This window comes from Streptomyces sp. 891-h (assembly GCF_022760275.1).
Taxonomy (GTDB): domain Bacteria; phylum Actinomycetota; class Actinomycetes; order Streptomycetales; family Streptomycetaceae; genus Streptomyces; species Streptomyces spirodelae.
Genome location: NZ_CP050693.1, coordinates 1,400,555 through 1,414,169 on the forward strand (window position 1 = coordinate 1,400,555; position 13,615 = coordinate 1,414,169).

A 13,615-nucleotide genomic window follows, 5' to 3' on the forward strand; every position below is an offset into this window, starting at 1 on the left:
CCACCGCGCGGAGGCCAGCCGCAACTCCGTCCGGTCGGCGAAGACGCTCACGCCCTTCCACACCTGGGGCGCGCGCGACGAGACGGCCTCGAAGACGAGCCGTACCGGGTTCCCCCCGGCAGGTTCCCACCGACCCGCGACTCCGGTACCGCCGGTCGGGAAGACGTGCGCGGGGGTCGCCCCTTCGCCCGAGTGACCGTGCCAGTACGGGCCCACCACGTACCCGTGCCGCCGTATCCCGTCCACTTCGCCGGGGTCCGTCAAGTAGGTCCACAGGACGCTCTCCTGCGGGGCCTCGGAGGCCAGCTCGGCCAGCGCGTCGCGAGCGTTCTGCTGCTCACTGGTGGACAGCAGGGTCGGGTTCATATACAGCAGACGCAGGTGCGCGAGCGCGGTGCGCTGCTCGGCGCCGAGAGCGGCGACGCCCGGCGTGTCCGCGTCGGGCAGGTGTTGCTCGGCGACGAGGTCCTGCGGCAGCCGCGGCCAGTCCCCCAGTGCCTGACCGGCCGCCTGCGCGGCAACTCGGAACGCCTGGTCACTACGACGATAGAAGTCCGCGGCCTGGAGGACGGCGATCTGACGGAGGCCGTGCCCGCCCATCAACCGGTCCCACACGGGGATGCTGCCCACCACGGCGTCGAACAGGTGGCCGGAGCCGGAGAGTTCCAGCCATGCCACCAGCGCGTCGAGGAATTCCGTAAGGTTCACCTCCCCCGCCGGGACCAGGGACGCATAGGTGTACGTCATCCGGTGCACCAGCGACGCGGCGTCCCGTGTCAGCAACCCCGCCACCATGCGGGACTCTGCGCCGCCGGCGGTGCGGGGGCCGGGGGCGTACAAGTCGGTCACGGCGCGGAAGACTTCCCACGCGGTGAGGAAGGCCCCCTCCTGCTGCGGGTGCCGGGCGAGCAGTTCCACGCGGTCCTCGACCGACCGGCCCTCAGCCGCCGGCAGGCCGTCGATCCGGGCCACCGCCGCCCGCACGTCCTCGCTCCAGCCCAGCGCCCGGAAAGCCCGGGCGGCGACCCGCACGGCCAGGTCCTTCAGCTTGTCCTGCGACGCCAGCCTCTCACCCAGCCCCGACTCGTACGACTCGGCCGCCGCCTGCCACTTCGCGTGTTGCCGCTCGGCGTTGTACTCCCACGCCGCCGACCGCTCCCCCTGCATGGGGGCCGGCCCCTGAAGCCGCTCACCGGCCACGATCTCGGCCCACTCGGGCCAGGCCCCGCCGAGGACCCCGGTGAGCACCATCGGCCCCGACTCCGGCACGGAGGACACCGCGCCCAGGGGAAGGACGAGGGATCGGCGGTGGCCCAGAAGGTCGGCCCGCGACCTGATGTTGTCGATACCGGCGTTGTCGAACGCCACGAGCACCGACGCCTCCCCGGAAGCCCCCCAGTCATCCAGCAGCCGCCGCGCATGGGTGAGAAGACTGTCGGCGCTCCTCACCAGCGCACCGTACCGGCCGCCGACGTGGTGAAGCGGCCTCTCCCCGTGCCCGGAGAAGACATACCGCTCCTCGGCGTCGCGTCCCGGCACCGGGCGCGGTCCGGCGCTCCGGCCGTCGGCGCCCACGCCTACGTACTCGGACGCGTTCAGCAGGCGCACGTCAGTGCTCGCGGCCTCCCGGGCCCGCGCCACCGCCGGCGGGGCGAAGCTCGCCCCGCGCGGCTTGCCGTCGCTGTCCGTGACGGTGTGGGTGTACACCTCCCGCTCCCACATGGGCGGCAACGGCCGCTGCTCCGCGCGCAGATCGACGAGGGTGTAGGGCGCGTCGCCACCGAAGGGGAGAGGCTCGGCCCCGGTCGTCCTCGCCACCGTGTCCTCGGCCGTCATGGCCACCGGGTCACCAGGGCTGAACAGGGACAGGTCACGGGCCGGGGTCCCGTAGACCGCCAGCGCCAGCACCCGCGGCGTGTCCGCGGAGCCCTCACGCTGCGCCCTCTCGTGCAGGAGGCGTGCCCGACCGGAGAGCTGGCTGCTGAGGACGGCCCACCGTTGGAAAGCAGGGAACGACACCGGGCGGCCCGCCAGCAGCTCCTCCAGCGAGACGCCGCCGGGCAGTTCGTCCTCGGGCAGCACCAGCCACACCGGCTGGTGCGGCGGCATCGCCGGCAACGCGGCCAGCCCCGACCGCGTCATCGCCGCCAGCTCCGCCAGTTCTTCCTCGATCCGCACCCCGCTCACCGGCAGGACCGTGACCAACTGCCGTGCCACGTCCGTCAACTCTTCGAGCGAGGCTCCTTGCCTCCACGGCTCCCAGAATTCGCGGCTCTGCCACAGCACTTCCGGGTACGGGCGAAGCCGGGCATACGCAGCACTCAGTTCCCGCTCCAGCCGGTGGAGGAAAGCCTCCTCCGCCGATGCGCGGTCGTACCCGGACCACTCGCCGAACAGCCCCGCGTCCGACACCGCACGGCTCAGCGCCCATTGCCGAGCGGTGTCCACGTTCGCCCTGAGCAGGCCGGGCTCACCGTACTGTCCGAGGAACTGCGTGTAGGCGTCCCTCAGCCGCGGGTCGACGAGGCGGACAGCATGGGTCATCTCCTGGCCGTCCAGCACCATCAGACTGTCATGGCTCACGGACGGAAGGAGCGGCCATGCGCCCGCCCTCTGCGCGAACAACCGGTGATGCGGGCGCTCCGGGACCGCCGGCTGCGCCTGCGTGCCCCGTGACATGTCGAGCTGGGGCAGCACCTCGGCGTGCGCCCAGTCGTCCAGGGCGGCGCCGTCCACAACCGTCAGGTCCGGGTCCGTCCCGGTCCGCACCCCCGCCGCGTGCGCGGCCCGCAGGATGTCGAAGAGAGTTCCTTCCTCGTGGAGGGGAAGAATCGTGGCGAACATCTCGTCGCGCAGCTCCAGCAGTTCCCCGGGGGCGAGCCCGAGCATCCGGGCGGCCCGGAAGACCTGCTCGATCTCTTCGACTTTCCCGTAGGACACGAGCCCGCGGCGGTCTTGTGGGTCGCCGAGCACGAAGGATGACGGCAGCTCGCCCACCGCGCCGGTGCGCAGCCCATGGGTGTTGAGCTGCGGCCGGTCCCGCAACAGCCTCGCCAAGGTGTACGGCGACGCCTCGGCACCGCCGATCGCCGACTTGAGGGCCACGTACAACTGCCGCCGGCTCTCGGCGGTGGAGGCCTCGGCCAGCAGGTCGCGCAGGCCGTCCGCAGCGGCCTCATCGGACTCCGCGCCGGGGAGGAACGCCCTCGCCGCCGCCTCCCGACCGTGGTGCTCGGCCAGCCGTTCCCACAGCCGGCCGACCAGCGCCGTCAGGTACCTGGTGTGAGGTCGCACCGAGGACAGGGCTGTGCCCAGGTCCCTGTCGTACTCCCTCTGGCCCGCGATCCATGGGAAACCGGCGTAGAGGTGTGGGTATTGGGCGGGGTGGGTCACCTCGACCGGCGCGTTCCAAAGCGCCCGCTCGGGATACTCCTCCGCCCCCACCCACACGGACCCCTCCGCCGACGGCTCCGGAGCCGATACCTCACCCCGCTCACCCGACACCCAACCGGCCTCACCCGGCACCACATCACCCAGCACATGAATCCGCGCCGGCACACCATCCCGCGCAGGGGTCACCGCCACCGGCACCCCGAACCCCGACACCACCTCACCCGAGTCATCCCGCACCCGGGCGAACACGCCATGCAGCTCCACACCCCACGTGTCCCTCACCTCGGCCCGCAGCCGCGTGAACTCCCCCAGCGCATCCGCGTCCCGCACACCGGCACCCACCAGCACCACCAGATGCGACAACCCGTCCCGCGCCACACGCCCGGCAACCCACCGCACCCGCGCCCACCGGTCCGCCCAAGCACCCTCACGCGCCGCCACAAACGCCGTACGCTCACGCTTCCCACGCCACGGCACCGCCCCCGCAACACCCACCAACGACCCGCCCGCATCACGCGACCAGAACACCGCCTGCGTGATCTGCCGCAGCACATCACCGTAGAACCCACGCACCGACGCATCCGGACCGTTGAAGAACCCCGCAACCCGCAACCGGCCCTCATCGTCCAGATGCTCCACCAGATCCACCGAGAAATACCCCGGCCCCGGATCCACCACCTGCCGATGCGGAGGCACCAACCCCCGCTCCCACACCGGCGCACCCAGCGTCCCGGGCGGGACAAGCGCCCCAAGCACCCGGTCATAGAAGACCGCCGCCTCCAACCCCAGCGGATCCCCCAACCCCGGCAACACATGACCCGCCGACGCCGCGGCACGCACCACCGTCAGCAGCGACGCATTCCAGCGGTCCGAGCCCAGCACACCGGCCATCACCGCACGGATGAACGGCAGCCGGTCCTCCTCCGGCAGCCGCAAACGCCCATGCACCGCAAACACCACACCGAAGAACGAAAGCAGCTCTTCGTCGCTGAGCCGGAAGTATCCGTGCTCCGACAACACCCGCCTGCTCTCCAGGGACAGCTTCGGCACCGGCGGCAGTTCGTCCGCCACCTGCTGGAGCAGCCGGATGTGCTCCAGCACCGCCTCGACGAAAGCACCCCGCTCCGGCCGTCCACGACCAGCGAACAAGTCCGCGACCGGGCCGTCGTGGCCCCGCTCCGTCAGCAGCCGCGGAAGCGCCTCCAGCGCACGTTCCTCCGCCGCACGAGCCTCCTCGTCCTGCCCCGACGCCGACCCCAGCAACCGCTCGAACAAAGCGGCCCGCCGGCGCCACTCCAGTCCGCTGTAAAACTCACCGAACCGGAGCGAATCCGACTCCTCAAGAGTGAGCAGCAGGCCCGGCGTGCCTGCCTCTTCCCGCGCCCGCCGACCGAGCAGGGGCGCCTCCTGGAGCAGCCACGCCGTGATCTCGTCGTACTCGGTGACGGATCCCTCGGTCTCGGAATCCTGTGCCGTGTCGAGGTCCGGGGGCTGGACAGGCTCTCCGAGCCGTGCTTCCGGCTCCACTTCCTCGTCCAGGATCCGCAGCACCGCGCCCTGGTCCCAGCCGGTGGCGACGTTCTGGACCAGGGACCTCGACGTGTGGTCCCGCTCGCCCGCGCCCCGCGCCCGGTTGAACAGCTCCTCGGGCGGATACGGCACCTCCGACCGCCGGCCGAGCCCGGCCGCACCCGGCTCCGGCACCCGCGACACCTGCCGCCCACCCTCGTACACCCGCATGTACGACGCACGGCCCGCCTCATCCGGCAACGCGAACAGGCCCGCCCCGCGCTGGGCATCGTCCGCCCAGCTCAGCGCACTCGCACCAGAGAAGTCCCACACCCTCACGCCACGCCGGGACAGACCCGCGTACGCCTCCGAGGCCACCTCGCTCCCGTCCCCGCACGGCAGCGCCACCACATCCGTCAGCTCCGGAGCACCCGGCTGCGACAGCCACCAATCGGCATACCGCGCCACCTGCTCCGGCGACACACCGCCCGCACGCCGGACACCGCGCCCGGAGACACCGTGCCCGGAGAAGAACAGCACACCCCCACCGAGCACCAGGCGATACCCCTGGGCGCCCTGCCCGGCCGGCTGGAACAACGTGTCCACCGACTCCAGCCGCTCCAGCAACGGCTCCCGAACCGCCCAGCCCCGCGGCGAATGCTGCCCCGCCCAGAAACGTCCGGAGGCGCTCACACGGCCCTCCCGGAACTCCCCGGCACCGAACCACCGCTCGCTCATCCCACGCGACAGCCGAGGCGCCACCAGTGCCGCGCGGTCGGACGCCGCGCTCTCGTCCACCCCGCCGTCCCGGGACGACACCGTCCCCTGGGACCCGCCGTCGCCGCCCGGTGCGTCCATCTCCCCGGCCGACGGTGCGGTGCCCTCCTCGGGCGCCAGCGTGACGTGCCAGTACGACACCCCGGCGGACTGCTCCGAGCCCTCGACCCACCGCACGTCCGCGACGTGCATCGTCGTCGGTTCGGCCCGGGCCGTCACCTCGGACCACACCATGGGGATGGCGGGCGCCACGTCCTCGAACAGGACGAGGGTCCAGTCACCGTCCGGATGATCCTCGGCCTGCTTCTCCTCGGCCTCGAGGTAGAAGTCGGGGTCCAGATCCGGGGAGGCCGAGGTGAGCTCTTCCACCGTGAAGCTCTGTCCCTTACGCGGCACCTTGTCCTGTTGCACCGAGTCGAGCCAGAAGAGCCTGTCGGGACGCTCATCCGTCCGGGCCGCCACCTCGCGCAGCGCCTCGATCACCGTTGCCCGGAGCTGCCGCGGCAAGTTCCCCCTGCCGCCGAGCATGTACAGGAGGCCCAATGCCATGCGGTGCTCGTGACCCAGCGCCCTGACGCCCGCGTTGTTCGCGTCGGGCAGGGAGTGCTGGAGGACACGGTCCTGCGGAAGTTGCGGCGCGTCCCACGAATCCTCTTCCGCCCGCCGCTCGCTCGGCTGCAGAAGCGCGTCAAGCGCGCGGTAGAACCCGCCGGGGCCGCTGATGAGTGCGTGACGAAGGTCGTACGTCCCTGTCGTCCGCTCCCACAGCGGGAGCATCCCGCTGACGACGTCGACCGGCTGAGCCATGCGCCCCGTGATCCCCCAAGCGACAGCCACTTCGAGGAAGCTGCGCAGATCCACGCTTTCCGAGGGCGTCGACTCCAGGTAGGTACGCGTCATCCGGTGGACGAGGTCCGCGGCATCCCTGCCCATCGTCCGGACCCCGCCCAGCGTCTCCACCGTCTTCGGCTCCGCGGAGGTCGTCGCGCCGGACGCGGGGGCGACCCGGCTGGTGACGGCCAGGAAGAGCTTTCGCGCGTATTCACCGGCCAGACTGTGCAGAGCCCGTTCGCCGAGGCCCGGATCCTCGGCCCGCGCCTCCAGTTCGCCGACCCACTGGTCCGCGGACCAGTCGTGGTGCGTGCCCGGCTCTTCCAGAGCGGACAGGATCTGCTTCGCCCTGGCCTGCACGGTGCGGGCGTCCGCGCTGTGGCGGTATGCGGTGACGGCGATCCGCACCGCCGTGCGCCACATGTCGACGGAGGACGTCAGCTCTTCGACCAGGCGCTTCTCGTACCGCTTGACGTGGTGTTCCCACTGGTCGGGCCGTGTCACCGCGAAGTCGTCCCAGAACCGGTCCACGGCCGTGGAAGCCGCAACGGGCGCGGGCCGGGCCGTCGGGGTCGCCGCCCGCGCCCCGGTCCGCTCGGCCTCGGACACGTTCTCTACGCCGGCACCCAGCGACACCGGGCCGGACGACTGCGACGGCCGACGTATCGCGTGCAGATCGACGACCGTGTAAGGGGCGTCACTGTGGGCGGGCGCGGTCTCGGCCACGGCCGCCCTCGCCACCGTGTCCTCACCCGTCATGGCCACACCGGCAGTGGGATCGATCAGCGTGAGATCGCGGGCGGGGCTGCCGAACAGCCGCAGCGCCAGCACCCTCGGCGCATCCGCACGGGCCCCCAGCTCCTGCGCGAGCCCCCGCGCCTGCTCGTCCGCCCGGCCCTCGGAGACGGCCCACCGCTGGAAGGCGGGGAACCACACCGAGCGACCCGCCAGCAGCTCCTCCAGTGAGACTCCGCCCGGCAGTGCGTCCTCGGGCAGCACCAGCCACACCGGGCGGTGCGGCGGCATCGCCGGCAACGTGGCCAGTCCCGACCGCGTCATCGCGATCAGTCCCCGGAGCCTCGCCTGGAGCGTGCCCTTTTCGATGAGTGCCGCGGCCCGCTCCCGGAGGGCGGCGGTCGAGGGCTCACCGTCTGTTCCCGCCACGTCCGGGTCGTCCAGCAGCATCTGCGGGACAGTGGAGGCGGCCAGGCTTCGCTCGACCCGGCCGAGCAGGACCTTGTCGAAGGCACCGCCGCCGGTGAGGAGCCGCTCGTCGAGCAGCTCGGCGTCCGACACCGCCCGGGTCAGCGCCCAGTGCAGATCGGCGTCCACCTGGGCCGTCAGCATGCCTGGTGCGCCGTGCTCCGCGAGGAAGTCCGCATAGGCGCGCCGCGTCGGCGGAGCCGCCTGTGTGTACGCGTGCGCGAGCTGGGGACTCGTCGGGTCGTCGAGGGCCACCAGGTCCTCGAAGCGACTGCCCGTTGCGGACAGGGCCGTCCCGCGCAGCTCACGGTGGAGGCGGTGATGCGGGCGCTCCAGGTCCGCGCGCAGCGTGTCCGGGAGTCTCGACAGGTCGAGCAGAGGCATCAACTCCGCGTGCACCCAGTCGGCCAGCGCCGCGCCGTCGACGACCGCCGGGTCCGGGTCCGTCTCAGCGCGCACCCCGGCCGCGTGCGCGGCCTGCAGGACGCCGAACGAGGTGAGGTAGGTAGCGGAACCGGCAACGGAGGCGAGTATTTCGGCGCGCAGTTCCAGCAGTTCCTCCGCACTGCGCCCGAAGAATTTCGCGGCCAGGAACAGCCGGTACAGCTTCCCGACGGCTTCACCGCGCGGGAGCCCGCGACTGGATCGGTTGGCATCGTGCAGCCACCACTGCCTGGGCCCATCGAGCACGATTTCCGTGGTATTCAGCTCCGGCCGATCCCGCAGGAGTGCCCCCAGGCTGTAGAGCGGCTCCTCGATCACTGACCGCAGGGCCCAGTCCCGCGGCCGTTGCGATGTCGGCCCCTCCGAGACCGACCAGTCCATCAGGCCACGGAAGTCGGGATCCTCCAGCGAAAGTCCCGTTGCGGCTTCCACCGCGTCGCGATGCGTGAGCAGCAGGTTCCGCAGGTCGCCCATCAGCGCGGCGAGTCGGCCGAAGGACGTCCCCACCGCCTCGATGGCCTTGCCGAGGGCCTCCTCGTGTTCCCGCAGGCGCGAGTCCCACCTGTTATCGGTGTAGAGGTTGGGGTATTGGGCGGGGTGGGTCACCTCGATGGGCGCGTTCCAGTACACCCGCTCCGGGTACTCCTCCGCCCCCACCCACACGGACCCCTCCGCCGACGGCTCCGGAGCCGATACCTCACCCCGCTCACCCGACACCCAACCGGCCTCACCCGGCACCACATCACCCAGCACATGAATCCGCGCCGGCACACCATCCCGCGCAGGGGTCACCGCCACCGGCACCCCGAACCCCGACACCACCTCACCCGAGTCATCCCGCACCCGGGCGAACACGCCATGCAGCTCCACACCCCACGTGTCCCTCACCTCGGCCCGCAGCCGCGTGAACTCCCCCAGCGCATCCGCGTCCCGCACACCGGCACCCACCAGCACCACCAGATGCGACAACCCGTCCCGCGCCACACGCCCGGCAACCCACCGCACCCGCGCCCACCGGTCCGCCCAAGCACCCTCACGCGCCGCCACAAACGCCGTACGCTCACGCTTCCCACGCCACGGCACCGCCCCCGCAACACCCACCAACGACCCGCCCGCATCACGCGACCAGAACACCGCCTGCGTGATCTGCCGCAGCACATCACCGTAGAACCCACGCACCGACGCATCCGGACCGTTGAAGAACCCCGCAACCCGCAACCGGCCCTCATCGTCCAGATGCTCCACCAGATCCACCGAGAAATACCCCGGCCCCGGATCCACCACCTGCCGATGCGGAGGCACCAACCCCCGCTCCCACACCGGCGCACCCAGCGTCCCGGGCGGGACAAGCGCCCCCACCACCCGGTCATAGAAGACCGCCGCCTCCAACCCCAGCGGATCCCCCAACCCCGGCAACACATAACCCGCCCGCGCGGCCCCGAGCACCACCATCAGCAGCGACACCGCGTCGTGATCCAGCACACCGGCCATCACCGCACGCATGAACGGCAGCCGGTCCTCCTCCGGCAACCCCAAACGCCCATGCGCCGCGAACACCCAGCTGAATCGCCGAACATTACCCTCAAAGGACTCCATGACCGACGCGAAATGCCCTATTTCTGCCAGGACCCCCACACGCTCGACAAGGCTGGCCGGCACCTGCGGCAGTGCGGCCTCCATGTCCTGGTTCAGCGGCTCGGTGGCCAGCACGGCTTCGACAAAGGCAGCCTCTTCCATCTGCCCCTCACCACCGAGCAGGTTCAGCTCCGAGATGTTGTAGCCCCTGTCTGTCAACATCTGCGCAAGCGCATTCCGCGCACGCTCCTCCGCCGCTCGAGCCTCCGCATCCCGCGCGAACAAGGAACCCAGCGCCCGCTCGAACCAATGGGATCGCTCGACCCACTGGTCGGCCCTGCCGTAAAGCCTGGCGTACTCGGGCGGGACAGCCTCCCAGAGCAGCCTCTCCAGTTCTTCTTCGTTGACGAAGTCCCTGAGCGCGGGGTCCTGCGCCGTGGGCCGGCCCGGAAGCTGGCCGGTCTCCTGGGGGTCATCCAGCAGTCGGGACAGTTCCCGGTCCCCCATGCCACCTGCGAGGTTCTGGACCAGGGACCTCGACGTGTGGTCCCGCTCACCGGCGCCCCGTGCGTGGTTGACCAGCTCCTCGGGCGGATACGGCACATCCGTCTCGGCCCGCCAGGACGAGGCGCGGTGCGGGTACGTCAGTAGCCTGCCGTCGGCCCGCTGGACCCACGCGAACGACGGCAGTTCGCCATCGGGCAGCACATGGAGGCCCACCCCCTCGCCATCGCGGCCGGCGGCCACCGACACTGCTCCCTTGAAGGAGACGAACGTCTTCTCACGGCTTGCGGCCCAGCGGCCGTACACCTCCGGCGGGCGCTCTCCGCCGTCACCGCAGCGGACCGCCATCACCGCGTCGATGTCCCAACCGGGCTGGGAAGCGACCCAGTTGACGAGGTACACCACCTGGTCCGGGCCAAGTCCCTCGGCACCGGGGCGGCTCAGGCCGTGGGCCTGGAAGTACAGCACCCGCTGGTCCTGGCGGAAACGAGTCGGGAACTCGGTGCTCACACGGGCGTCGGCCGGACCGTGCCACACGTGCAGCGGCGTGGTCGGCGACAGCCGCGACATGAACGGCATCCGCCGGTCCCACTCGCCCGGCCGGAACCAGCCCGCCACCAGCGCGCCGTCCTGGCCGAAGCCCACCCGCAGCTCGCCCTCGCCCCAGTGCCACTGGGACATCTCCTGCGGAATCGCGGAAACCTGCGACGAGGACGTGCCGACGGGCGCGAGCGCGGACTCGGACGCGGCGGGGCGGTCCTCCTCGTACCGCACGTACAGATACGGTTCCAGGCCCCCACCCGGCTCGGTCCATTCGGCGGAGACCACCCGCACCGGGGTCGGACCCTCCGGGTAGCGGAACCGCCGGAACAGCGTCATGGGTGCCGTCTCGACGGTGATTGCGAACAGTGCACGCACGTGTTCCGGGCGGGCCTGCAGGTCGCCGCGGAGTGTCTCCCTCACCCGGTGCTGGTCCGTGTCCGCCCGCTGGAAGGACGACAGCACGTGCTGTTGCCCCACCTGCGGAACGGACTGCTTCGGTACGTATCCCGTCCACAGCCCCACCCTCGGCTGCCCGGACTGGCTCTGCTGCCTGGCCGACAGCTCGCGCAACGCCGCGTCGGCGGTCCGCCGGTCCTGAGGACCGAGCCGCGTGGCGTTGCCCGTCAGCTCCAGGCGCACCAGGGCGTTCCGGTGCTCCGCGCTCAGTCCGTCCCAGCCCGGCACATCGGGCTGGTCGTCCGCGAGCATCTGGGACAGCACGTCCTGCGGAGCCCGCAGCGCGGCGCGCAGCCTCTCGTCCCTCGTCAGATCACGCGGGCGCAGCAGTTCGTCCGCCGTCCGGTAGAGGCCCGGACCGCCGTCGAACGCGAGCGCCTGGGGCTGTGGTGCGCCGATCCTCTGCAACGCGGCCTGGCTGCCCACGAGCACGTCCGCGAGGTAACCGGCCCTTCCTGCCAGCAGCACCTGCTGGAACGCCAGCGCGTCGTCGGGGCTGCTGCTCACCTGTCGCACGAACGTGTTCATCAGCGCGTGCACCTTCGGTGCGGTCCCGCTGGTGATGACCCCGGCCTCGGGCAGCCGCGCCGGCTGGCCCGCGACCGGCCAGTCGGCCCCGGTCGCCTGGGCGATCCGGCTGAAGACGTCCAGCGCGCGCTCAAGTTGCGTCGGGCTTCCGGAGGAGAGCCGGTGCACCTCCTGGTCGAGAGACTGGCTGCGGACGTATGCCGTCCCCCGCGGCAAGTCCAGCGCCAGCGCCACCGCTTTCCGCACGTCGATGTCGGCGGCATGCCGTTCGAAGAGCGTGCGGGCGGCCTTGACAGCGACGTCACCGGTCTTCGGCCGGTTCGCCACCGCCTCGCGCAGCGCCGACTCGTACTCCCAGGCGAGCAGGAACCACTCCTCATGCGCGGCTGTCGCGTGCTCCCAGGCGGCAGGCCTCCGCACCGTCGGCGCCACCGTTCCGCCCACCTGTCCGGGGGCGGTGCGGTCGGACAGGCTGGTGCTCCGGGCCGACGCCCACACCTGCCGAGCGGGGACTTCGACGTACTCGACGTCATCCCCGGCGCGCTGCAGCGAGCCCGCGGCCCCCTCCAGGACGATGTCCTCGCCCGTGAGCGCGACTCCGGACCCCGGGGCGACCAGGGCCGGGTCACGGAAGGAGAGCGGGTTCTCCACCCGTACCGCCACCAGCCGTGGGGCACGCCCCTTCGGCCCGGCGGCCTCACGTAGCTGGGCGTGCCGCTCACGCACCAGCTCTGTCAGCTTCCTCTCCGACAGCGCCCCCGCCGTGAACGAACGCACCGGCATCTTCCAGCCGTCGGGCAGCTTTTCCAGGCCCGGCCCGCCCGGCAGCTCGTCCTCGGAGAGGACCAGCCACACCGGCTGTCCCTCCCGCAGTCGGGGCATCCGGGCCAGGCCGGTCCGCGCCACCGCGGCGTTCGACGGATCGGCGTCGAAGCGTTCACGGTCGTCGAGCGCCAGGCGCAGCATCAGGAACTGGGGGAGGGAGATCCGGTCGGCGAGGGTGGGCAGCGACTCGGCGTACGTCTCCCGCATACCGAGCGGCATCCCCAGCAAGGACTCCACGGTCATGCGTTTCCCGGCCCACTTCGCGACCCGCTGGTCGTACTCCCCGAGGGAGTGCCAGGCATCCACGGGCTGCTGCGGACGCAGCAGCCGACTCAGACGGTCGCCCATGTGGAACCGCTCGTAGACGTCCTCGGGAAGCAGCTTCTCGTGCGCCCAGTTCAGCAGCGCCGCGGCGTCGGCCACGGACAGATCCGGGTCGGTGCGGTGCACCACGCCCGCGTCATGCGCGGCCCGCATGACATCGAACAGGGTGCCGTTGTTGTCCAGCGACCAGCCGATCAGTGCTGTACGCAGCGCCAGGAGCTGCTTCTCGTCGAGGCCCGCCATCGCAGCGGCGTGGAACATCCGCTGGAGAGTCACCACGCTGTCCACGGACGTCCGCAGCCCGCGGCTCGCCAGCCGCTCCTCCTCGAAGGCGGACGTGGCCGGCAGCTTCTCCCAGCCCTCGGCCGGGAATGCGTGGGTGTTCAGCTCGGGCCGGTTCCGGAGCAGCTTCGTCAGGGTGTAAGGAGACCTGCCGTTCCCGCCCACGGCTGCGTGCAGTGCGTCGAGAAGGAAGCCCACATGGTCCGGATCGGGCGTCGCCCCCAGCAACGGCACCAGCGTTTCCGTAGCGCCCGCCGCACTTCCGGGAAAGAAGGCGGTGGCCGCCACGTCACGGCCGTGATGCCGGGACAGGATCTCCCACACCCCGAGCACGGCCAGGCTGACCGTCTCGTGCGTGCTCTCGTCGCCACGACGGACAGCTCTGCCGAGGTGCAGCTCGTGCAACGCCACCTCCCGCATC

1 protein-coding gene (only partly in view) is annotated in these 13,615 nt (G+C 71.4%); it reads right to left on the bottom strand.

All 13,615 nt of this window come from inside a single coding sequence — locus HC362_RS06075, hypothetical protein (RefSeq protein ID WP_243082897.1), on the bottom strand. Of the gene's 78,261 coding nucleotides, 38,504 precede the window and 26,142 follow it; the stretch shown corresponds to coding positions 38,505-52,119 (codon 12,835, partial, through codon 17,373, complete); the first complete codon in reading order (the gene reads right to left) occupies positions 13,612-13,614. Both codon boundaries (start and stop) fall beyond the window edges.